The organism is Salegentibacter lacus, from assembly GCF_020164555.1.
Classification (GTDB): Bacteria; Bacteroidota; Bacteroidia; order Flavobacteriales; family Flavobacteriaceae; genus Salegentibacter; species Salegentibacter lacus.
Map to the genome: position 1 here is coordinate 35,534 of NZ_JAIQZB010000006.1, position 23,955 is coordinate 59,488.

At 37.1% G+C, this 23,955-nt stretch carries 19 protein-coding genes; 8 read left to right on the forward strand and 11 right to left on the reverse strand.

Annotated elements, in window-relative coordinates; all coding sequences use genetic code 11:
• The first annotated feature begins 23 nt into the window (after positions 1 to 23).
• Positions 24 to 1,226 (forward strand): hypothetical protein, encoded by a 1,203-nt coding sequence (locus LB465_RS05955; RefSeq protein WP_224468146.1) that lies wholly within the window; start codon positions 24 to 26, stop codon positions 1,224 to 1,226.
• Between the two features lie 81 nt (positions 1,227 to 1,307).
• Here the strand turns inward: LB465_RS05955 and LB465_RS05960 are convergent, their stop codons facing one another.
• From LB465_RS05960 to LB465_RS18410, 4 genes are all read right to left on the reverse strand, one after another.
• Positions 1,308 to 2,771, reverse strand: a complete 1,464-nt coding sequence (locus tag LB465_RS05960) for a polysaccharide biosynthesis C-terminal domain-containing protein (RefSeq protein WP_224468148.1) — start codon at positions 2,769 to 2,771, stop codon at positions 1,308 to 1,310.
• A gap of 4 nt (positions 2,772 to 2,775) precedes the next feature.
• A complete protein-coding gene (locus LB465_RS05965; protein WP_224468151.1) occupies positions 2,776 to 4,065 on the reverse strand; it encodes a glycosyltransferase family protein in 1,290 nt (429 codons plus the stop codon).
• Between the two features lie 8 nt (positions 4,066 to 4,073).
• On the reverse strand, positions 4,074 to 6,491 hold the full coding sequence (locus tag LB465_RS05970; RefSeq protein ID WP_224468153.1) for a YfhO family protein: 2,418 nt from the start codon (positions 6,489 to 6,491) through the stop codon (positions 4,074 to 4,076).
• Positions 6,492 to 6,571: 80 nt separating this feature from the next.
• Positions 6,572 to 6,724, reverse strand: coding sequence for a DUF4834 family protein (locus tag LB465_RS18410; protein ID WP_317198423.1), 153 nt, complete (start codon positions 6,722 to 6,724; stop codon positions 6,572 to 6,574).
• Between the two features lie 229 nt (positions 6,725 to 6,953).
• On the opposite strand from LB465_RS18410, the gene LB465_RS05980 reads away from it, so the two are divergent.
• Positions 6,954 to 7,928, forward strand: a complete 975-nt coding sequence (locus tag LB465_RS05980; protein WP_224468158.1) for a transporter — start codon at positions 6,954 to 6,956, stop codon at positions 7,926 to 7,928.
• A 193-nt stretch (positions 7,929 to 8,121) separates the two neighbouring features.
• Here the strand turns inward: LB465_RS05980 and LB465_RS05985 are convergent, their stop codons facing one another.
• The 3 genes from LB465_RS05985 to LB465_RS05995 form a co-directional block, all read right to left on the reverse strand.
• A complete protein-coding gene (locus LB465_RS05985) occupies positions 8,122 to 9,387 on the reverse strand; it encodes an aminotransferase class I/II-fold pyridoxal phosphate-dependent enzyme (RefSeq protein ID WP_224468160.1) in 1,266 nt (421 codons plus the stop codon).
• 147 nt (positions 9,388 to 9,534) lie between these two features.
• Positions 9,535 to 10,575, reverse strand: a complete 1,041-nt coding sequence (locus tag LB465_RS05990) for a PLP-dependent cysteine synthase family protein (protein WP_224468162.1) — start codon at positions 10,573 to 10,575, stop codon at positions 9,535 to 9,537.
• An 88-nt stretch (positions 10,576 to 10,663) separates the two neighbouring features.
• A complete protein-coding gene (locus tag LB465_RS05995; protein ID WP_224468164.1) occupies positions 10,664 to 12,724 on the reverse strand; it encodes a S9 family peptidase in 2,061 nt (686 codons plus the stop codon).
• A gap of 130 nt (positions 12,725 to 12,854) precedes the next feature.
• On the opposite strand from LB465_RS05995, the gene LB465_RS06000 reads away from it, so the two are divergent.
• Positions 12,855 to 13,178: a YbaB/EbfC family nucleoid-associated protein gene (locus LB465_RS06000; protein ID WP_224468166.1), complete on the forward strand. Its 324-nt coding sequence runs from the start codon at positions 12,855 to 12,857 to the stop codon at positions 13,176 to 13,178.
• A 59-nt stretch (positions 13,179 to 13,237) separates the two neighbouring features.
• Here LB465_RS06000 and LB465_RS06005 read toward each other — a convergent pair whose 3' ends face one another.
• From LB465_RS06005 to LB465_RS06015, 3 genes are all read right to left on the reverse strand, one after another.
• On the reverse strand, positions 13,238 to 13,750 hold the full coding sequence (locus tag LB465_RS06005) for a redoxin domain-containing protein (protein WP_224468169.1): 513 nt from the start codon (positions 13,748 to 13,750) through the stop codon (positions 13,238 to 13,240).
• Between the two features lie 93 nt (positions 13,751 to 13,843).
• Positions 13,844 to 14,872 (reverse strand): threonine aldolase family protein, encoded by a 1,029-nt coding sequence (locus tag LB465_RS06010; protein WP_224468173.1) that lies wholly within the window; start codon positions 14,870 to 14,872, stop codon positions 13,844 to 13,846.
• A gap of 98 nt (positions 14,873 to 14,970) precedes the next feature.
• Positions 14,971 to 17,388 (reverse strand): zinc-dependent metalloprotease, encoded by a 2,418-nt coding sequence (locus LB465_RS06015; RefSeq protein ID WP_224468176.1) that lies wholly within the window; start codon positions 17,386 to 17,388, stop codon positions 14,971 to 14,973.
• 98 nt (positions 17,389 to 17,486) lie between these two features.
• On the opposite strand from LB465_RS06015, the gene prfB reads away from it, so the two are divergent.
• The 4 genes from prfB to LB465_RS06035 all read left to right on the forward strand — a co-directional run bounded on the left by prfB (position 17,487) and on the right by LB465_RS06035 (position 22,036).
• Positions 17,487 to 18,585 (forward strand): peptide chain release factor 2 gene (gene prfB, locus LB465_RS06020; protein WP_224468179.1). Its coding sequence is split into 2 segments (ribosomal slippage): positions 17,487 to 17,549 and positions 17,551 to 18,585, totalling 1,098 coding nucleotides; the frame shifts between segments, so codons are not numbered across the junction.
• 69 nt (positions 18,586 to 18,654) lie between these two features.
• Positions 18,655 to 18,999, forward strand: a complete 345-nt coding sequence (arsC, locus tag LB465_RS06025; protein WP_224468181.1) for an arsenate reductase (glutaredoxin) — start codon at positions 18,655 to 18,657, stop codon at positions 18,997 to 18,999.
• Positions 19,000 to 19,028: 29 nt separating this feature from the next.
• Positions 19,029 to 19,400 carry a hypothetical protein gene (locus LB465_RS06030; RefSeq protein WP_224468183.1) on the forward strand — a complete coding sequence of 124 codons (372 nt, stop codon included), beginning with the start codon at positions 19,029 to 19,031 and terminating at the stop codon, positions 19,398 to 19,400.
• A gap of 119 nt (positions 19,401 to 19,519) precedes the next feature.
• Complete coding sequence (locus LB465_RS06035; RefSeq protein WP_224468185.1) at positions 19,520 to 22,036, forward strand: outer membrane beta-barrel family protein; 2,517 nt, start codon at positions 19,520 to 19,522, stop codon at positions 22,034 to 22,036.
• Positions 22,037 to 22,131: 95 nt separating this feature from the next.
• Here the strand turns inward: LB465_RS06035 and LB465_RS06040 are convergent, their stop codons facing one another.
• On the reverse strand, positions 22,132 to 22,308 hold the full coding sequence (locus LB465_RS06040) for a hypothetical protein (protein ID WP_224468187.1): 177 nt from the start codon (positions 22,306 to 22,308) through the stop codon (positions 22,132 to 22,134).
• 181 nt (positions 22,309 to 22,489) lie between these two features.
• On the opposite strand from LB465_RS06040, the gene fumC reads away from it, so the two are divergent.
• A complete protein-coding gene (gene fumC / locus LB465_RS06045) occupies positions 22,490 to 23,887 on the forward strand; it encodes a class II fumarate hydratase (RefSeq protein WP_224468189.1) in 1,398 nt (465 codons plus the stop codon).
• Positions 23,888 to 23,955: the final 68 nt, after the last annotated feature.

Below are 23,955 nucleotides of genomic sequence, written 5' to 3' on the forward strand. Positions count from 1 at the left end.
TAATATCACCTAAAACGCAAACTATGAAAAATATCGCCTTTTTAATCAGCTTTTTATTTATTGGCATATCGGCTTCAGCAGCTTTTGAAGCTGTCCCTAGAGCCTACAACGATGCTTTTATTTTTGTTGAAAATGGTGTTGAGTTTGCCGTTTATCCTAACGGGGAGTTTGACTTCTATTACAACCCGGAATTTAGAAGAACAAATGTTGTAAATTTTTCCACTCCAAATATGAATATCAGTTATAACTCAGGGCATAATTACGATGCTTACGTACAATATGACGATTATGGAGCGGTAATTCAAATTGAAAGTGTTCCGGTTTTTTATGATTACTATGGAAGAATTATTCGTGCTGGTGATGTTTTTATAGATTATAACCGTCGTGGTCGTATTGCCAGAGTTGGAGGTTTACATATCCATTATAACCGTTTTAACCGAATTACCAATTACACCGGTTATATAAACCATTATAATAATAGATATGTTTACAGGCCTTGGCACCAGTATTATTCAAGACCCAGAAGTGGAGTAAGCATTGTTTTTGGACAGCCTTACAGGGCCTATTATCAGCCAAACCGGGTTACATATGTGCAACACGTAAATTATTATAACAATCATTATTCTAATAACGTAAATCAAAATTTTTACAGGCCTAATCAAACAGCGGTGTCTTATAATAAAGGAAGAAGAACTTCCGGAAGACGCGATATAAAAGATATTAGAGGAGATGAAGGTCGTGTGGCTTCTAACACAAATAATGTGAGGAGCAATGCCAACTCTCAAAGATCTAAAGCTACTCAAAATAGAAGTAGAACTCTTAGCTCTGAAAGAAATAGCAGCACTAATTCTCGTGGAAATGTAGTAAGATCATCGCGAAGAGTAAATAACAATGATGCTGTAAAAGCCAGAAGCAGTCGTACAAGAACTGAGGCTAGAACAACAACAGCAAATACCAGGAACACCGCTGTGAGAAGCAGTAGATCTTCTGACACGAAAGTAAACTCTACTGCAAGAAATAGTAGAACTGTAAAAAATACTTCTGCGAGACAGACAAGTAAAGCCAGAACTGCTCCCACCCAAAGAAGGACTCAGGCAACAAGTAGGAGTAGTAGAAGTAATAATACGAGAGCAGTAAAAAGTAGTACAAATACAAGATCTTCGGGTAGAACCTCAAATTCTTCTTCACGAGGAAGAAGTTCGGCACGAAATGTGAATAATAGATAATAAAGAATTCATAATTTAATTTTTTGGTTGGTTAGTTGGAAACCCCTTGAGACACGAAAGTGTTTCGGGGGTTTCCCGTTTTTAGGAGGTTTTTAGACCTAAAGTCTTATTAATTATACTATTTACTTCTGAAGAAAATTTCAGGAAGTAAGCTAAACCAATATAGCTTATTCCTATTAAAATAGATTTAAGCGCAATATTTAAAATAGGATGAAAGCTGAAATCCCAGAAGTAAAAACCAAATGAAAGAATTAGTCCTGTAAAAAGAACCAACCAGGTTTTAGAAGTAAACGGAAGAAAGTCGAACTTTTTATTTACCAGCCAGATTTTAGAAGAATTATAGATGAAAAACGCGATAAAGCTAGCAATTGCTGCTCCCTCTATCCCGAAGCGGGGAATAAATACCAGGTTTAAAATAAATGCTACTATAACAAGTAAAACGCCAATAAATAAAACAATACGGTAGTAATCTGAATTAAAAAGAATACTGTTGTTATTCCCCAGAAGATTATCATAAAGCTTCACCAGCGAGATCAATAAAACCACCAGAATGCTTAATTCATATTCATCAGGAATGAGTTCATAAAGCTGTTTAACATTGGTAAGAATCAGAATAAAAATCAGCAGACTTACAATCAATAAATTCAAAGAACTCTTTTTATATAGCTCCTCCAGGCTTTTCTTGTTTTTGGTATTTAGAAATTCAGCCGTCATTGGGTTTGTAATTTGGTGCATTGCCTTTTGTGGCACCGAAATAACCGTAGCGATATAAATTGCAATTCCGTAGATGGCTACGTTTTCTATGGGCATAAAATATTCTATCATCACTTTATCAAGATCTAATAAAGCAGTAGCTACAGATCCTGCAATAAGAATTAACGAGGTATATTTTAGAACCGGAGATAAATTGTCCGGAAACTTAAAATCTAAGCGAGGTAAATAAAGAGAAAACGCATAGATCTTCATCGCGATAAGTCGAAGTATAAAAACACCGGCTATACAATAGATAAATTGGTGAACCGTGATCCAGTTAAAATAAACCGCCAGCAATAATAAACTAATACAAAACCTATGAAAAACCTCTTTCATAAAATTTCCGAATACACTTTTATAATAAAGCTTAGACCACGCGAAAAAAATTTCAAAATAAGCGGTTGCAAAAGCGATTAGAAAAATTAGCCAAATATATGGACGAACCAATCCGTTTCCCTGGGTGAAATAGTTGATTAGAAATGAATAACCAAAAGCCACGAATATTCCCAGGATCAGTGAAACTATTATGGGTAGAAACAACACCAAATTTAGCAGCTTATCTTTTTCTTCTTTGGTTTTGTAAAAAGTAAAGAACTTTATTAATGTGCTGTGAACTCCAAATCCCATAAAAGGCCAGAGCAAACTTGCAGCCGAAAGTAAAAAAGTAACCAATCCGTAATATTCGGGCTCGAGGAAATATGTGAAAAGAAACAAAGTATTAATCGCGCCAATCGCAAAACCAAAATAGGTAGTAATTAAGTTTTTGAAAGATTGTTTGATTATTATACCCATAATTCTAAACGCTCTTTATTAAATTGGCCAGTTTTTGGGTCAGATTTTTTCTATGATATTTCTGAATATCTCCCTTTAGAAAATTACTGTCTCCATTTTTATAAGCCTCGTAGTGCCCCGAAATTAGGCTTTTAAGGCGGTCTTTTTCTGAATATTGAAAATATTCTCCTGAACCGGTTTCCTCCAGGATTTGATGAATATCCCATTTCTCGGGCCCTATGGCTAAAATTGGCCTTTTTGCACTTAAATATTCGAATAATTTCCCCGGAATAATTCCACGGGTTTCTTCGCTGTCAATTTCAATCAATAATAACAACCTGCTTTTTTGCTGAAGCGCGATTGCCTGCGTATGACTTACATATCCGGGTAACTGAAGCTTCTCCCCTAACCCAACCAATTTGATTGATTTTATGACTTCTTCACTAACTGTTCCTGCCAATTTTAGTTCAAGATCTTCAGAGAAATTTGAATTTTCCTTTACAAGTTCTGCTATGGCCAACCATAAATTTTTCGGATTTCTTTCGGAAAGTAAAGATCCAATATGAGAAATGCTGAATTTATCATCTAATTCAATGTTTTCCCCTGAATTTTCAATCCCATCAAATCCGTTAGTGATTACGTTTATGGGTTTAATGGTTTTTTCTGAAAATTCATTTTTTGTGGTAAAACTGGTAGTGATAATTTGATCGGCTGAATTTAAAACTTCCCACTCCAGGTTTTCGTGTTTTTGCTTACTGTTTTTGGTAAGCTTCAATTTCTTATGATACCCAATTTGTGTCCAGGGATCCCTAAAATCGGCTATCCACTTTAAGTCGAGTTCCTGCTTTAATTTTAAACCAATGAGGTGTAAACTATGTGGCGGGCCGGTTGTAACGATTTTTTTAATGTCTTCTTCTTCCAGGTACTTTTTCAGGAATTTAACCGAAGGTTTAATCCAGAATTTTCGGGCATCTGGGATAAATAAATTACCACGAATAAAAAGCAGGCTTTTCTGTAAAAGCGACTGATTTTTTTCAGCAGCAATAATTCCTTTACTAATGGTTTTGGTTTGATTTTTAGCAAATATCCCGGCTAATTGATATGGCTCAAAAATAGGTTTCTTCAGAATAGTAATTCCCTGCGGAATTTCATTCACAAAAGATTTATCCAGCATGGGATAATTAGGATTTTCGGGAATATAAACTACTGGTTCAATTTCAAAATCGCGTAGGTACTTCACAAACTTAAGCCAGCGCTGCACGCCGGGACCTCCAGCCGGAGGCCAGTAATAAGTTATGATGAGTACCTTCTCCATTTAAGAATTTATTCCCTCTTACGGGATTTGTAATAAAATCCGCCTAAAATAATTAACACTAAAATAATAGAACTTGCCAGGGCAATACTGCTCCCGGTATTTACCACTTCGGGTTCAAATCTAAAGGTTACGGTATGTTCGCCTGCCGGAATATTCATAGCTCGCAACACATAATTTGCGCGAACGTGATCTACTTCTTTCCCGTCTAAATAAGCCTGCCAGCCCGGTTGATAATACATTTCAGAAAACACTGCAAGCTGCGGCGCTGAAGCATTGATCTTATAAACCAACTCATTAGGCTTATAACTCTCTAAGGTAATTTCAGCATTTCCATCGGTATTCAATTCTTCAGAAACTTCATTCTTAAATTCCGAATTAATTACCGCTGTATTTTGAAGATCAACTTCTTTTAAATTCAATATTTCCTCGTTGGCAGATTCAACCCACATAATATCATCTACAAACCAGGCATTTCCTAAGGCATTTGGATTTTGCTGGGCTTGTGGTTGGCCACTTTCAGAAGGAACTATAAAATATTTCGCATTCAACATATTTAGAATTTCCATATTATTTTGCGAAATATAGAAATCGTATAAGTCCTGCATTCGGCCGGGTTTAGCAGCGTGATAACCGCCTATGGCATTATGAAAATAGGAAGTTCTTCCGGTATTAAAAGGACTTCCGGAAACATCAAATACCCTGTAATGCCCATCGTCCTGCAAAATCTGTTGATCGGCCGCGTTGGGCTGAAATGGGCGATCCATCTGGCTGGCATTTACAAAATCATCGTCGTTTACGTATCGTTTATCAACAGGAATTAAATCGACCAAAATTAGAAGTGCCAAAACGGGTACCAACCAGTTTTGTGTAATTTTCTTTTCTATATACAACCAAAGTGCGGCCGCTGTTAACGCTGAAAAAATAAGCGAACGTATAAGATCTTCGGTATAAAGTGATTTTCTATCCTCTTTTAAAGCTCTCACGAAATCAGCACCCATTTGCTGAATTAAAGTTGAATCTCCAGCCCCGCTAAAATCGAATAATACTGAACGGAAAAGCAGCAAAGCAACGCCAATTCCTCCTACGATGATCCCAGACCATTTTAAAGCGTGAACTTTTGCTTCTTTCTGAATCTTAGGATCGAATAATCTATAAAGTCCGAAAACTGCTAAAACCGGAACACATAATTCTATAATTACCTGTATGGAAGAAACCGCCCTAAACTTATTGTAAAGTGGAACATAATCGATAAAAAATTCGGTAAAGAATCCGAAGTTTTTACCCCATGAAAGTAGTAGAGCTAAAACGCTTCCACCAACAATCCACCATTTTAATCTGCCTCGAACCAGGTAAAGCGCGAAAATAAAGAGAAATAGAACCGTAGCTCCAATATAGGCCGGAGCACCAACATAAGGTTGATCGCCCCAATAAGTAGGTGCATTTTCGGTGAAATTTGCCGCCTGGGCTGGAGAAGCACCGAGTTTGATAAGTGCATCATATATTTCTGAATCTTCCCCAATATCTTCGGCATTTGAGCCGCCCATAAACCTGGGAGCAAAAAGGTTCAGAGATTCCAGTATTCCGTAGCTGTATTCTGTAATATAATTGAATGTTAATCCGGCCGCAGGTTTGTCTGAACCATCGGGCGAAATGGTTAATCCGGTATCGCCACGGGTACTATGAGCAGTATATTCCTGTGTAGCGAGTAAATTGGTAGCATTAGCCCCTATTGCTAATACAACAGCCACCACCATAACTCCTAAAGCTTTGAAAAACTTAGGAAGCAAATTTTTGCGATAAGCATCAACTAAATAAGCAATCCCCAGTACGATCACCAAGAGCAGAAGATAATACGTCATCTGGAAATGGTTTGCGCCAATTTGCAGCGCCATAGCCAGTGATAACAGCAAAAATCCCCAAAGATATTTTTGTCTAAAAGTGAGGATAATTCCGCCTAAAACCATAGGCATATAAGCAATCGCATGCGCTTTGGCATTATGACCGACGCCCAGAATAATAATGAGATAAGTAGAAAACCCGAAGGCCAGCGCACCTAAAAAAGCTAATCTAAAGTCGAGCTTTAAACAGAGCAATAAGATGTAAAATCCAATAAAATAGAGAAATAAGTAATCTGCAGGTCTTGGTAAAAACCGAAGTACAGAATCAAGTTTTTTTACGTAGTTATGCGGATAATAAGCACCTAATTGAAAAGTTGGCATTCCTCCAAAAGCAGAATCGGTCCAATAGGGTTCTTCCCCTGTTTGATCCCGAAAATCATTTTGCTCTTTGGCCATTCCGATATACTGAACGATATCGCTTTGGAAAATCTTTTTTCCTTCAAGAACGGGACTAAAATAAAATAAAGAAACTATTACGAAGCCTACCAAAACGAGAAGATGCGGTAGAAACTTTTTAAGATTGGCCATCTGGAATTTTTTAGATCATTTTCAGATTAAATTGAATGGGCAGCTTCTTCCCTTTTCAATATAAAAAATTGATCCCGAAATTAATCAATTTCCTCGTAATCTATATATTCCCCAACGTTTTTATTAGATTTCCTGCCGCCTTTCGGCTTTTTGTCAATACTTACTTTACCTTCTTTTTTCTGAGAGGTCGGATTTTGTTGTTGCCTGAATTGCTGTTCAAAACGTTTCCCCATTTTCCGTAGGAAATATTTAAGAATAAGAGGACCAAACCATTTAATTAGTAATTTAAAAGCAAAATATACTAATAGAATGACTAGAATCGTTTGTAATACATCGGAAAAAGAAGCTTCTAACATTTTCAGGACTTTATGCAAAAATAAAAATAAGCCTTGAGAATAGAAGCTTTGGGCTCCTAAAAAAATAATAAATCTGCTATCTTTGAAAGTAACAAACCAATCTATTATGCACTATTTAAAAGTAGGTATCGCTTTTATTTTCTTCGGTATATTTAGCGTAAATGCGCAATACACTGAAACTATAAACTCCAACCGCCCGGGAGAATCTCAAGGTGCTTTTGCTGTAGGTAAAAATGTGTTGCAACTGGAAGCGGGAGGTTATATGGGAAACAATAATCATAAATTCTTTAATAGTGAAACCGATATTTTGGGAGCGAGTTATGGTTTTCGTTATGGTTTTTTAACTGAAATCCTGGAACTGAATTTCTTTGGTTCTTTTCAAGATCAGGTTACTTCTGTTCCTGTAGGAAATGGTAGCGATGAATTTAGAATAAGTAACTTCAATACAAACACCATTGGTGCGAAATTTTTAATTTTTGATCCCCATATAAGTATCAAAGAAAGAAAAGTCAATCTTTATAGTTGGGATGCCAATCAGCGTATAGATTTACGCGGTTTGATTCCTGCAATTTCTGTTTATGCGGGTGCTAATTTTAGTTGGTGGGAGAACCCTTATATGTTTGAAGGCGAATCGATAATAAGTCCGAAAGCTGCTGTAATTACGCAACATAATTGGGGACGCTGGGTTTTGGTTATGAATTTTATCGCCGATAAATTCACAGAAGAATATCCGTCCTACGGCGGCGTGTTCACTCTTACCCACGCTATATCACCTAAATTAGCTGTTTTTGGGGAATTCCAGACCTATATAAGTGATCTATATGCCGATGAGCTCTTGCGTGGCGGAGCTGCTTATTTGTTATCAAAAGATTTTCAAGTGGATATTTCGGGACTGGTTAATTTTAAAGATACTCCATCGCGATGGCAGGTAGCCGCAGGAGTTTCTTATCGGTTCGATTTTCACGAGGAAGATGAATATATAGAAGATACCTATGAAGGAGATCGAAATAAACGTGACAAAGAATTAGAAGAAACCGGATTTTATAAAGAAAGCGATGAGGGAACTGGTTCAGGTGAATAGAATAATCTTAAACCTGATTTTTCTGAATTTTAGAAATAGAAAAGCCGTTTAAAAGTTCTTCTTTCTAACATCCGTCAAGTTGAATTTATTTCAGCTTCTAAATTTAATTGAAACTAGATTCTGAAACAAGTTCAGATTGACGTGTGAAAGACCAGTTTTTAAACGGCTTTTTTAAACTTTAATTAATCTGCGTTTATTCTTTACTCGCCATTGCAGCAGAAACAGAAGCTGATAGTCTTTTATAAGTTCCGTTTTCTAAACGCTCTCTAATTGCTGAAAAAGCAACCAGGGTTTCTTCGATATCCTGAATGGTATGCGAAGCGGTAGGAATCATTCTTAATAAAATAAGTCCCTTTGGAATTACCGGATAAACTACTATAGAACAGAAAACTCCGTGGTTTTCCCTAAGATCCTTTACCAAAGCCATGGCTTCCGGAATACTTCCTTTTAAGTAAACAGGAGTTACACAACTTTGGGTAGTTCCAATATCAAAACCATTTTCTTTAAGCCCGTTTTGAAGTGCGTTCACATTTTCCCAAAGCTTTTCTTTAAGCTCTGGCATTGTTCTGAGCATTTCCAAACGCTTTAATGCTCCGACAACCAATTGCATTTGCAATGATTTGGCGAACATTTGTGAACGTAAATTATATTTCAAATAATCTATAATTTCCTTATCAGCAGCGATAAATGCACCAGTACTGGCCAATGATTTCGCGAAAGTTGCGAAATAAACATCAATATCATCCTGAATACCTTGCTCCTCACCTGCTCCAGCTCCTGTTTTACCAAGTGTTCCAAATCCGTGGGCATCATCTACAAAAAGCCTGAAATTATATTTTTGTTTCAGCTCTACAATCTCTTTTAATCTTCCCTGTTCTCCACGCATTCCAAAAACACCTTCAGAAATCAACAAAATCCCTCCTCCGGTTTGTTCTGCAATTTTAGTAGCGCGTTGCAGGTTTTTCTCTATACTTTCAAGATCATTGTGTTTATAAGTAAAACGCTGACCTAAATGTAAACGCACACCATCGATTATACAAGCGTGGGCATCTACATCATAAACAATAACATCTGCCTTAGAAACCAATGCATCTATGGTAGAAACCATTCCCTGGTAACCAAAATTAAGAAGGTAAGCCGATTGTTTATGAACAAAAGAAGCAAGCTCGTCTTCAAGTTTTTCGTGAAGGTGAGTGTGGCCACTCATCATTCTTGCACCCATTGGATACGCCGAGCCATATTCTGCTGCGGCTTCAGTATCTACTTTTCTTACTTCGGGATGATTGGCAAGCCCCAGGTAGTCGTTAATACTCCAGGTCACCACTTCTTTCCCTCTAAATTTCATTCGGTTAGAAATTGGCCCTTCAAGTTTAGGAAATACAAAATACCCTTCTGCCTGCTCTGCCCATTTTCCTAATGGTCCTTTGTCTTTATATATTTTATCAAATAAATCCCTCATCGATCTTTTTTTAGTCGAGCCGCAAAAATACTTAAAATTGGCTCAATTGCACAAAGTTATTTTTTTCTTAAAATTCGAATAAAAGAAAAGCATCCTGCCGGGGATGCTTTTGTATTTTTTATTTCTGAATCAATTTCAAAATACTTCTTATTTTATAAATTCTATAGGCTGTGCCTCAATTTCATTTTTAGTATCAAAAAAGCCCTGTTCTTCCATCCAGTCATCACTAAAGACTTTTCCCATATATCTTGAACCGTGATCCGGGAAAATTACAACAACTTTACTGTTCTCATCAAACTCTCCTTCTTCAGCAAGTTGTTTTAAACCCTGGGTTGCCGCACCACTAGTATAACCTACAAATAAACCTTCGGTTTTCGCAAGTTCTCTCGCGGTGTGCGCACTATCTTCATCACTAACCTTAATAAAACGGTCAATAATTTCAAAATCTGTTGCTGATGGAATAAGATTTTTCCCTAGGCCTTCAATTCTGTACGGATAAATCTCTCCAGAATCAAATTCTTTTGTTTCGTGATATTTCTTTAATACAGAACCATAAGCATCAATTCCAATAACTTTAATTTCTGGATTTTGCTGCTTCAGATATCTTGCTGTTCCAGAAATTGTTCCACCGGTTCCACTACAGGCAACAAGGTGGGTTATTTCTCCTTCGGTTTGTTTCCATATTTCAGGACCGGTAGAAATAAAATGAGCGTCTATATTTAAATCATTAAAATATTGATTGATATAAACCGAACCTTTAGTTTCTGAATGCAACCTTTTAGCTACCTGGTAATAAGATCTGGGATCATCTGCCGAAACGTGGGCCGGGCAAACATAAACTTTGGCGCCCATTGTTTTTAGCATATCAATCTTATCGTTGGAAGCTTTGGAACTAACTGCAAGAATACATTCGTAACCCTTAATAACACTCACCATAGCAATACTAAAACCGGTATTACCAGAAGTAGTTTCTATAATTGTACTGCCGGGTTTAAGAATACCTTTTCTTTCGGCTTCTTCAATAATATAAAGTGCAATGCGGTCTTTAGCGGAGTGTCCCGGATTAAAGGCTTCTACTTTAGCGAAGAATTCTCCTTTAAATCCCTGGGTTATTTTGTTAAGTTGTATCAAAGGTGTATTGCCAATAAGTTGCAATACATTATCATATACTTGCAAATCTTCTTTCATAAATCGAAGTTCTTTACAAAAATTTTGGTTAACTATTTCACTCTTTTAAGGAGTGTAAAATCCCCCAAATTTAAGGCAAATTTTTTAATTAGTGGTCAATTCCTTCTAAATCCAGCAAAAACGCATATTCCTCTGCTACTTCTTTTAAAGCTTCAAAACGTCCTGAAGCCCCGCCGTGCCCAGCGTCCATATTAGTATGGAATAATAATAAATTAGTATCGGTTTTTAATTCCCTTAATTTGGCAACCCATTTAGCCGGCTCCCAATATTGAACCTGGGAATCGTGCAAGCCGGTTGTTACCAGCAAGTTAGGGTGATCTTGCGCAACTACATTATCATAGGGCGAATATTGCATCATATATTCATAATAATCCTTATTATTCGGATTTCCCCATTCATCATATTCACCGGTGGTTAGCGGAATGCTATCATCTAACATCGTTGTCACTACATCTACAAAAGGAACTGCCGATATCACGCCGTTGTATAATTGCGGCGCCATATTAATTACCGCTCCCATGAGCAAGCCACCGGCTGAACCACCCATCGCGTAAAGATGCTTTGCGGAAGTATATTTTTCCTGAATTAAATATTCTGAAACATCTATATAATCGGTAAAGGTGTTCATTTTATTGAAAAGTTTTCCATCTTCATACCAGTTTCGTCCAAGATATTCTCCGCCGCGAATATGTGCAATGGCATAGATAAAACCTCGATCTAATAAACTAAGTCTTACTGTAGAAAAATAAGGATCTATGGTAGAACCGTATGAACCATAAGCGTACTGTAATAACGGGCTATTTCCATCTAGTTTAGTTCCCTTTTTATACACCAGGCTAACGGGAATTTTAATACCGTCTTTTGCCGTGGCCCAAATTCTTTCTGAGAGGTAATTATTTTTATCAAATTCTTTACCTAAAACCTCCTGTTCTTTTAGAACCGTCTTTTCGCGAGTAGCCATATTAAAATCTACTACCGATGTTGGCGTGGTCATAGAATTATAGGTAAACCTCAAGATCTCTGTATCAAAAGAAGGGTTAATAGAAGTAAATGCGGTATAGGTTTCATTATCAAAAGGAATGTAAAATTCTTCTGAATTATCCCAGCGTATTACCTTTATCTTGTTTAAGCCATTGTGACGCTCGCTAATTACAAGATATTTTTTAAAGATATCTACATCTTCTAGCAAGTAATCCTCCCGGTGTGGAATTACATCTACCCAGTTTTCCTGGGTTGTTTTTTCAACAGGGGTTTTCATCAACCTGAAATTAGTCGCTTTATCTTTATTGGTCATCACATAAAAATCACCTTCGTAATGCGCGATGCTATACTCCAACCCACGCTCCCTGGGTTGAAAAACCTTAAATTCACCCGAAGGATCATCGGCTTTTAAAATTCGATATTCTGTAGTTAAAGTGCTGTGACTTCCTATTATTATATATTCTTTTGACTTCGATTTATAAACATAGGTATTAAATGTTTCGTCTTCCTCTTCAAAAACCAATTCGTCTTCGGCAGAGTCTGTTCCTAAAATATGCTTGTAAATCCTATAAGAACGTAGCGTTTGCTCGTCTTTCTTTGTGTAGAAAAGCGTTTTATTATCTGCCGCCCAAGTAGAACCCCCGGTTGCATTTTCTATTTTATCAGTATAAATTTCGCCGGTTTGTAAATCTTTAATCTGAATGGTATATTTTCTTCGGCTTAAGGTGTCTACCCCAAAAGCAACCATTTTATTGTCTGGGCTAACATTTAAACCTCCAAGGCTATAGTATTCAAAGCCTTCGGCCATTTCATTTACATCAAAAAGCAATTCTTCGGAAGCTGCTAGTTCCCCCTTTTTTCGGGAATAAATTGGGTAATCCTTTCCGGTTTCAAAACGGGTCAAATACCAGTAACCACTCAATTTATAGGGAACTGACTCATCATCTTCTTTAATTCGACCTTTCATTTCCTCAAATAACCGCTGTTGAAAATCTTTGGTATGCGCGGTCATTTTTTGGTTATACTCATTCTCCTGGTTTAAATAGTCAATCACCTCCGGATTATCACGGTTGTTCATCCAATAATAATTATCTATTCTGACGTCTCCGTGAAACTCCAGGGTTTTAGGGATTTTCTTAGCTTTTGGCGGTAAAATTTCTTTTTTCAAATCTGCATTATTTTTAAGCGCTTGCAAATGTAAGGCTTCCCAACTAAATACATAATTAGTCGCTTCATATTAACAGGATTAAACCTGTAATTAGTAAATTTGTGTTTGTTAAATTTAAAAAAAAGAGACTATGTTTGGAGATATGATGGGTATGATGAATAAAATCAAGGAAACCCAACAAAAAGTTGAAGAAACTAAAGAACGCCTAAAAACGGTAACTATAGAAGAAAAATCCAGTGACGGACTTCTAAAAGTAACCATTAGCGCTACACGTGAAATTAAGAATATTAGCGTTGCAGATGAATTGATGCAGGATAAAGAACAGTTGGAAGATTACCTGGTTTTAACTTTAAACAAGGCAATTAGCAAAGCATCGGACATTCACGAAGCTGAACTCGCTGCTGTCGCTAAAGATGGTATGCCTGATATTCCCGGTTTAGACCAATTAAAGTAAATTTTTATTTTGAAGATTAAAACCTCACAGGCTTTAAAAACCTGTGAGGTCTCTATTTTTTAAGCTTCTCCCCTTGCAGGATAATCTTTATCCAAAACAAAATCTATAGCTTTTAGCAACTCATCAAATTTTGGCCTGGCAAAAGGCATCGTTTGAATAGAAGCCGCGTATAAGGTATTATCAGATTTTATCAGGAATAAGCCGGGTTCAAAGAACACTTCGGGTTCATCTTTAATTCCTTCAGAAATATATAAATCCCATTTCCTGGCATCTTCAGGATTAAAATCATAGCCTATAGTAAGATTATCTACATCCCATTCTTTTACTGTTTTCTCGGCCAAAGCCTTGTTATTCGCGCTTATGCAAATAACATTCACACCTTTATCCTGGAATTTTTCAATTTTTTTATTTAATTCCTCTAAATACGATTTGCAAACCGGGCAGTGCAAGCCGCGATAAAATATAACCATGGTAAAGTTCTCCGGCTTTTGCTCGCGTAAATCCCATTGCATACCGCTGGTGGTTTTTACTCTTAATCTTGGCACTTCTTTTCTTGGCAAAACATTTTTCATAATTACAATTTTTTGGGTTATTGCAAATTATAAAAATAAGCTACCGGGATATATTAAAAGCATTGTAAGCTTAGGTTAAACTTTTCTAATGGACTATAATTTAGTCTCCTTAAGTACTTTTAAGAATTTTTGGTGCATTTCTTCGGAATAATCCAAATGGGTAACAATTCTTAATTTTCCCTGCCCCATATTGCTTATCCTGATATTTTCCTTTTGTAAGTTTTTCATAAATGCAGCTTCATCTGAAGCATTTTTCAGGTAGAAAATAACGATATTGGTTTCCACGGGCTCTACCTCACCTACATAGCTTGCAGCATCCAGGGTTTCTGCAATGTCTGAAGCTCTTTTATGATCTTCGGTTAAACGTTCTACATGGTTATCCAGGGCGTAAATTCCGGCAGCAGCCATAAAACCTACTTGCCGCATTCCGCCGCCTAAAACTTTTCGAACTCTTATGGCGTTTTTCATAAGTTCCTTATCACCAATAAGCACCGATCCCATTGGAATTCCCAATCCTTTAGAAAGGCAAACCGAAATTGTATCAAACAATTTCCCGTAATCTTTAGGATCTTCATTTTTAGCCACCAGCGCGTTAAATAATCGAGCGCCATCTAGATGCAAACCTAGATTATGGGTATTGCAAACTTTTCTAATTTTCTTGATTTCTTTCAAATCGTAACAAGCGCCACCACCTTTATTAGTGGTGTTTTCTAAACAAACCAAACTCGTTAACGGACTATGATAAAAGTCCGGCGGATTAATATTTTCTTCAACCTGGGCCGCGGTAATCATTCCACGGTCGCCATCTACCAGCTTGCAGGAAACCCCGCTGTTAAAAGAAGCACCACCGCCTTCGTAATTAAAAACGTGCGCCCATTTATCGCAAATTAACTGTTCAGCTGGTTGTGTGTGTAACTTTATAGCTGCCTGGTTGGCCATACTCCCGGTAGGAAAAAACAGGGCCTCATCCTTCCCGAACATTTTTGCCAGTTTTTCTTCCAAAGCATTTACCGTAGGGTCTTCTTTGTAAACATCGTCGCCAACTTCAGCGCCCATTATAGCTTTCAACATTCCGCTGGTAGGGCGTGTTACCGTATCACTTCTTAAGTCTATTTCTTTCATAAATTTCATTTATCATTTCCGTCCCGAAAAAAAGGGATAAACTGCGGCGGAAATCTTTTATTTGTTTTTTGGTCATTTCCGTGAAGACGGAAATCTCTTTATTTAATTAAATCTATCCCTTCACATCTAAAACTCCCAATAGGGCTTCCATCAGGGATTTTAGTAATATTTAATTTGGTTTTATATTCATCGGGATTTTCCCTGTAGTTTTCAATTTCTCTAAACATTTGTTGATGCAATGCCCCATCTTTATCGCTTAACCAATCTTTTAGTTTATCAATTTGAACATTGGCAAGCGCTTTTACTTTTGCAGTAGCCGATTCATTTTCAGCAAGTTTTATTAATTGTAGCAAAACCTGGTAATTTATCGCTTGTTGCACTTCATTTAAATATTCATCACTGTGAGGCTTTTTTATGGTTTCGCTAATTAATTTCTCCAGAACTTCTTCCGGCCCCAACTGTTTATTATTTAAAGATTTTTGCTGAACCAATCTCGCCATTCTTTCCGGATGCAATAATAAGGAAAGTGATAAATTCGCTGAAGTTACAGGAGCGCCCAGCGCATCAAATGCTACGCCGGTATTGCTTTTAAAAGATTCCCGGCTGCGATTATAACCAAAAGCTCGCGGAGGAAATAATTCCAGTTTTTCCTTCGGAATTGCAATTAATTCTGCATCTAAGGTTTTTAAAATTGAGTTTAGCGCATTTTCCTGCATTTTTGAATCAGCGCTTTCCCAAAGCTTATCTTTTCCTCCTTTTACCGCATAATTATAATCGAGTCCGCCGATGATTTTCACTGCGGCTTCAACCTGGTAACGATGTAAAAAGTATAAAGGCACAAAAACATCTTCCAGAACCGAATAGGGCTCGTTGGTCCTAATATTATCTTCAGAAAAATTCTCGATTCCCTTTTTCCTGATTTTTAAGATTTTTTCCAGCTCTTCAATGGCACTTTCACCATTATCCCATAAATGCGCGTTTATGTGAGCACCACCTTGAGCTCGGGCATCAGCATCTGAGATAAACTGATGACCCGCTCTCTGCGCTTCTTCTAAAACCGAGTTTAGAAATTCCCGCTCTGAAGTATTCTCAGGAATATCAGCATAAGAATATTTTACGGTGACTTTATCCCACTCGCCAATTCCGGTATCGTAAGCATTATCAATACTAATTTCGTCATTTTCCAAACTGAATTGCGGATGCGGATAATCCATTACCGAAGCATTATCGTTTACACTTGCCGCAAAATTATGAGCAAAACCTATGGTATGGCCAACTTCATGGGCAGAAAGCTGCCGAATTCGAGCTACCGCCATTTCCATCATTTTTTCGTGATTTTCATCATTTTCAGCAAAAGGTTTATTTAGTAAAGCCTGGGCGATCATAAAATCCTGGCGGATTCTCAAACTTCCCAAACTAACGTGTCCTTTTATAATTTCACCGGTTCTGGGATCTACCACGCTGGCACCATAACTCCAACCTCTGGTGGAACGATGAACCCACTGAATCATATTATAACGCGTATCTAAAGGATCGGCATCCTCTGGTAACATTTTTACCTGAAAAGCGTCTTTGTAACCAATTTCTTCATAAGCTTCGTTCCACCAGCGTGCTCCTTCCAGCAAAGCCGATTTTACCGGCTCGGGAGTTCCCGGGTCCAGATAATAAATAATAGGTTCTTCGGCTTCGCTAATTTCCGCTTCTGGATTTTTCTTTTTTAAGCGGTGGCGAATAGCAAATTTCTTTTCTATAGGTTCATAAACCGGTGTAGAATAATCTAAATAGGAAATAGAAATAGCACCGCTACGGGGATCAAACAGTCGCTTTTCATAATTATCGTCAGGTAATTTCACAAAAGAATGATGCTGAATTACACTAAGATTTTTAGCATTTGGCGCCACACTTTGTATTGTTCTGCCTTTGGGTTCACCTTCAAAAGTAAGCAGTGCTTCAAATTCTACATTTTCAGGAAAAGCTTTGGTGCGCTCTAAAGAAAGAGCGCTTTTAGATTTATCGAGTTTGTAAGTTCCGTACTCCCCTTTTTTAAGTCGGCCGGCAACATCGTGCGCATCTTCCATTAAAAATGGAGTAAAATCTATAACGTAAACCGAATCTTTTTCTTCCTTTATTTCAAACCCATAGATCACCGATTTCGCGAAAGCCTGTTCTACGCTTCTTCTTTCCAACTCATTTTCTGTTTCAGCCCTGTATTTTTGATTTGGTTGCACCAGCAATAACTTATTCCCGGCCTTCTCAAATTTTACCACAGCTTCATTTCCCAACTGTCCACGATCTAAACCAATATCGTTAGAACCGAGCCCGCTGGTTAGGGCGTGAACATATAGAAATTCCGAATCAAGCATATCTACTTCCAGGTAAATTTCATCTTCGTCTTCATTATAATGGAAATTGAAAAAGCCTTCATATTCCTGGAGATTTTCTTTTTCTGAAAGAAATTGAGCCGTTCCCGGAACTGAGAAACTGACTAACAGCAAAATAAGTAAGAATTGCTTCATTTACGTGGTTTTATAGGATGTCTAAAACTATAAAAATATCGTTAAATACTTTCCCGTCGCAGTCTTAAATTCTATTTTTACCTTATAAAATTTAGTATATGATCACAACTGAGCAGATCAAAGATCTCAGAGAGCGCCTTGGTGCGTTAAGGAGGTATCTTTGACATTGATGCCAAAAAAATAGAAATCTCCAATCAGGAAGAAAAAACCTTTGCTCCAGATTTTTGGGACGATCCTAAAAAAGCTGAGGCAATAATGCGTGATCTCAATGCTGAAAAACAATGGGTAGACGAATTTGAAAAAGGACAAACCCTGATGGAAGATTTAGAGGTTCTGTATGAATTTTATAAGGAAGACGAAGCTACGCAGGAAGATGTGGAAGAAAAAAATAAGCAAGCTGTAGACCTTATAGAAGACCTTGAGTTTAAGAATATGCTTTCTGAAGAAGGCGACAAATTAAGTGCGGTATTACAAATTACGGCTGGCGCCGGCGGTACCGAAAGTTGCGATTGGGCAGAAATGCTTATGCGGATGTATCTTATGTGGGCCGAAAAGCGCAAGTTCAAAATAAAGGAGCTGAATTATCAGGCAGGAGATGTTGCCGGTATTAAAACGGTAACGCTTGAAATTGAAGGCGAATTTGCTTTTGGCTGGTTAAAAGGTGAAAATGGTGTACACAGATTGGTACGAATTTCCCCTTTTGACAGTAACGCGAAAAGGCATACCTCGTTTGCTTCGGTTTATGTTTATCCGTTGGCCGATGATTCTATAGAAATTGATATAAATCCTTCTGAAATTTCCTGGGAAACCATGCGTTCCTCGGGAGCTGGTGGGCAAAATGTAAATAAGGTAGAAACCGCAGTTAGGTTGCGCCACGCCCCTACCGGGATTGTTGTTGAGAATTCTGAAACACGCTCCCAGCTGGAAAATAAAACCAAGGCAATGCAGCTATTAAAAAGCCAATTGTATGAAATTGAACTTCAGAAGCAACAAGCGCAGCGCCGGGAGATTGAAGATTCTAAGATGAAGATTGAATGGGGGTCACAAATCAGGAATTATGTAATGCATCCTTACAAACTGGTTAAAGATGTTCGAACTGCAGAAGAAACCGGAAATGTAGATGCCGTAATGAATGGAGATATAGATATGTTCCTAAAAGCTTTTTTAATGATGATGGGACAACGGCAGGAAGATTGATAAGTTTATGCCGATATATTTTAGATTTAGAATTTATTGTTTATTTTAAAGTAGCCAAAACCAATAATAATGATTACTGTTTACCACAATGCAAGATGTAAAAAATCGAGGGAAGGATTAGATTTAGTTAAAAATTCCGGGAAAGAATACCAGGTTAGGGAATATTTAAAAAAGCCACTTTCTGAATCGGAATTAAAACAAATTCTTGATAAATTAAGTTTTTATCCAATACAGTTAATTAGAACTAACGAAAAGATCTGGAAAGAAGAATACAAAGATAAAGATCTTAGCGATAAGGAACTGATTACTGTTATGGTAAAAAATCCAAAATTAATTGAACGCCCTATTGTAGAAACCAAAGATACGGCAGTAGTTGGCCGCCCGGAATCTAAAATTGAAGATTTATTGCATTAAATGTTCTGGTAAACCAAACCAATAATAAAATGAAAACTCAACATAAAATAGCTATAATTGGTGCCGCCGGATTTTTAGTGGCGGGATTTGTTTTTTCACAATTTTACCTGCATAGAAAAAGTAGGGAAGAACTACTTGAAATTGCGAGGGAACTCGCCTATACATGGAAAAAAGAATTAGAACTGGACTTTGAGCAAACCGGTAAACTGGAAGATCTAATCATAGAATACACGCTTAAGAAAAACGAAATCCTTAATACCACAGCCTTATCTGAAGATGAAATAATCTTTAAGCTAAAAGGAATTCAAAAAGCAGAACATAAAAAGCTGCAAAAGTTAATGACCGAAAGACAATTTCAAAAATATCTTGAATTAAATAAGAAAATTAGTCGGAAGTCTTAGGTACTGGTGGCCAGGAGACAGAGCTCTTTTTAACATTTAAAAGTCGGTTTTAACGCCATTTTAACCGAATTCATATTAAACCATCCTTTAAAATCGGGGTCAAAGAATAAAAAATTTCTATGACCACCAAAATGTTAAGTACGCTCAGTGTAGCGTTTTTTCTTTTTTTTAGTTTCAGCAGTTATGCACAATCTTATGAGATTTCAGGAAAAGTAATTGATAATGAACTCAATGTTCCATTAGAATATGCTACTATTTCTATTGTAGATGTAAACGACCCGCAAAATGTTAATGGCGGTGTCACCAATTCCAATGGTGTTTTTAATATTGAAGTAGATCCTGGAACATATAATATAATCGTTGAATTTATTTCTTACGAAACCAAGCGGTTTAATAATCGCCAGGTTAATTCAGATTTAAACCTGGAAACTATAGAACTTGGTATTAGCTCAGATAACTTAGACGAAGTTGTAGTAAGAGCCGAGACCACACAGGTTGACATTAGGCTGGACAAAAAAATATATAATATTGGTAAAGATCTTACCACCGCCGGAGGTACCGTGAGCGATGCCCTAAATAATGTACCATCCATTTCGGTAGATATTGAAGGGGGTATAAGTTTAAGAGGGAACGATAACGTAAGAATCCTTATTAACGGCAAACCTTCAGCAATGGCCGGTTTTGGGAATACCGATGTTTTAAGTCAATTACCTGCTGAGGCTATAGAACGTGTAGAAGTGATTACTTCTCCTTCTGCCAGATATGATGCCGAAGGGACTGCCGGAATTATTAATATTATTCTTAGAAAAAAGGAAACTCTTGGGTTTAACGGATCCGTTACTGTAAATGGTGGTATTCCTGAAAACGGAAGCATTTCTACCAATCTAAATTATCGAACCGATAAATACAATCTTTTCACCACTACCGGTTACAGATATTCTGAATCACCTGGCTACGGTTTTTTTGACACCCGTTATTTTGAACCACGGGAAGACGTTATTTTAGATAACCTGATGTATGACAGAAATATAGAGGACAGGGATTATGACAGGATCAACCGCGGTTTCAATACCAATGTTGGGATGGAATATTATTTATCTGATATGTCTTCTATTACAGGAGCTATATTCTATAGAACTGGTGATGATCGTGATGTGACCAATAATATGAATGATTACCTAATGGGAGACACCGAGCTTTTAGGTACTAACAGGAGAGAAATTGAAAATGAAGAAGACGAGAGTATTCAATTCTCTCTTAATTATGTAAAAAAATTCGATAACAAAGGGCACAAGCTTACTGCAGATTTTCAATTTGAGAATGATACAGAGAGTCAGGATGCTTCTATTAATGAATTTACTGTATATAATAATACAGAAATTGGTGAAATTAACATTCCTTCAGAATCTACACTTACAGACGAAGATCAAAAGGAATATTTGATTCAGGCAGATTACGTACTACCAATTGGAGAGGAATCTCAGTTTGAAGCAGGCTATCGTGGGAATTTCGAAAATGAGATCACAGATTACAAACTTTTTCAGGAAAACAGCCTTGGGGAGTTTGTACTAAATGAAACCCAAACAAATATTTTTGATTATTCAGAAAATGTTCAGGCTCTTTACACCCAATACGGTACTAAATTTGGAAGTTTTAGTTTCCTTTTAGGATTAAGACTAGAGAATACAAATTTAAAAGGTGAGATTGATTCAGAATTGACTGAAGAGGAATTACAGGAAGAATTTTCTTTTGCAGTAGATACAGATTTTGACAATAATTATCTTGGTTTGTTTCCTACTGTAAACCTTATTTATGAATTAGGCGAAGAGGAAAATATTACCCTAGGTTATAACCGAAGAATAAACAGACCAAGAGGTTGGTATATAAATCCTTTCCCTTCCAGAAGTAGCCGTAACAATATTTTTCAGGGAAATCCAAACTTAAATCCTGCATTTTCTAATGCTTTCGATCTTGGGTACTTAAAGAAATGGGAAAAATTCACCTTAACCTCTTCAGTTTACTTCCAGAGAGAAACCGATGCTTTTCAAAGAGTTCAGGAGGAAGTTTTTATTAGCGGACCTTCTGGCCAACAAATAGAAGTAATTAGAAGTATTCCGTTTAACCTGGCTACTAACGACAGGATGGGTGGAGAATTAGGTTTCCTTTATAACCCGGCAGAGTGGTTAAGACTTAACGGAAGTGTAAATGTATTCCGTTTTAAACTGGACGGTGAATTTAACGGAACAGATTATAGCCAGGATAACTCAAGCTGGTTTGGTAGATTCAGCTCAAAAGTTACTTTACCATGGAAGATAGACTGGCAAACCAACTTGTTTTATCGCGGACCTTCAGACGAAATTCAGGGAACGCAAGAAGGAATTTTAAATGTAGATCTTGCTTTTAGTAAGGAGATTCTAAATGAGAGAGCTACACTTTCTTTAAACGTTAGGGATATTTTTAACGGAAGAAAAAGAAATAGTTCTACCACTACAGAATTCTTTAGCCAGGAGAGTGAATTCCAATGGAGACAGGGGCAATCTGTAAATGTATCTTTCATCTATAGATTTAATCAGCAGAAGCGAGAACAACGTCGTAATGATACTAATCAGGACTTTGATGAGGGATTTGAAGGATAATAATTAACAAACAAAACCGGCTTTATTCAAGCCGGTTTTTTATTATATTTCTTGAAAATAAAGCATAAAAAAAGGGACAATAAATGTCCCATTTTTTATGCTTTTTCTTGTTTGGCCTTTTTTCTTGCTTCTTTCTTTTCTTTAAGCAGTTCAGCGACCGAACCGCCTATCCAATAGGGTAAAATAGCCATTAGGAAAATCATAAGCCAGAATCCCATGGTAATAATAACCAGGAAAGCCAGAAAACCGAGGTATTGATCGAATTCGAACATAATATCAAAATTTTTTGATCTGGTCAAATATACTAAGCTTTGATGGCTTATCACAATTTAATTTTAAGAAATTCATAACTCACTGAGTAAAATCAGAAAAATTATCGGCTAAATTCTTCGTATTTATACTTTTAAAAAGCCGCTAACTTGTAAATTTGTGTCACAACTAATAATAAACTTTATGGATTATAGAATAGAGAAAGATACAATTGGAGATGTAAAGGTGTCGGCTGATAAACTCTGGGGTGCTCAAACCGAACGTTCCCGCAATAACTTTAAAATTGGACCTGCCGGAAGCATGCCGCTGGAAATAGTTTACGGTTTTGCCTACCTTAAAAAGGCTGCGGCTTATACTAATTGTGAATTAGGTGTTTTGCCAGTAGATAAAAGAGATTATATTGCCCAGGTTTGTGATGAAATTCTTGAAGGCAAACACGACGACCAATTTCCATTGGTAATTTGGCAAACCGGAAGCGGTACCCAAAGCAATATGAATGTAAACGAAGTTATTGCTAACCGTGCACATCAACTTGCAGGTAAAACCTTAGGTGAAGGCGATAAAACACTTCAGGCGAATGACGATGTAAATAAATCACAATCATCTAACGACACCTTTCCTACAGGAATGCATATCGCGGCATATCAAAAAATCATAAAAGTGACACTTCCGGGCGTGAGACAACTTCGTGATACTTTAAAGAAAAAGTCTGAAGAATTTAAAGAAGTGGTGAAAATTGGACGTACGCATTTTATGGATGCCACTCCCCTAACGCTCGGGCAGGAATTTAGTGGCTATGTTTCTCAACTTGACCACGGGATTAATGCCCTTGAAAATACGCTTCCGCATTTAGCCGAATTAGCACTTGGTGGGACCGCAGTAGGAACCGGATTAAATACGCCAAAAGGATATTCAAAACGAGTATCAGAATTCATCGCAAAATTCACTGAATTACCTTTTATTTCCGCAGGAAATAAATTTGAAGCGCTCGCTGCACACGATGCGTTTGTTGAAACCCACGGAGCCTTAAAACAATTAGCGGTTTCCTTAAATAAAATAGGGAATGATATTAGAATGCTTTCTTCTGGACCACGAAGTGGGATTGGTGAGATCAATATTCCTGCAAACGAGCCTGGATCTTCTATTATGCCCGGCAAAGTAAATCCTACGCAATGTGAAGCTTTAACTATGGTTTGCGCACAGGTAATGGGTAATGATGTAGCAATTGGAGTTGGTGGAATGCAGGGGCAATTTGAATTGAACGTTTTTAAACCGGTTATGGCAGCTAACTTATTACAAAGCGCCGAACTTATTGGTGATGCCTGTGTATCCTTTGATGTTAACTGCGCTCGCGGAATTGAAGCAAATACCCCGAGAATCAAGGAACATTTAAATAATTCCCTGATGCTGGTTACTGCTTTAAATACCAAGATTGGCTACTACAAAGCTGCTGAAATTGCGAATAAAGCACACGAAGACGGAACTACACTGAAAGAAGCTGCCGTTGAATTAGGCCACCTCACTGAAGAACAATTTGATGAGTGGGTTCAACCTAAAGATATGGTGGGGAATATTAAGTAGTTTTAATATTTCTAAGAATTAAAAAGGGCTGTTTGAGAAGTTTTGAAATCGTCATCCTGAACTTGTTT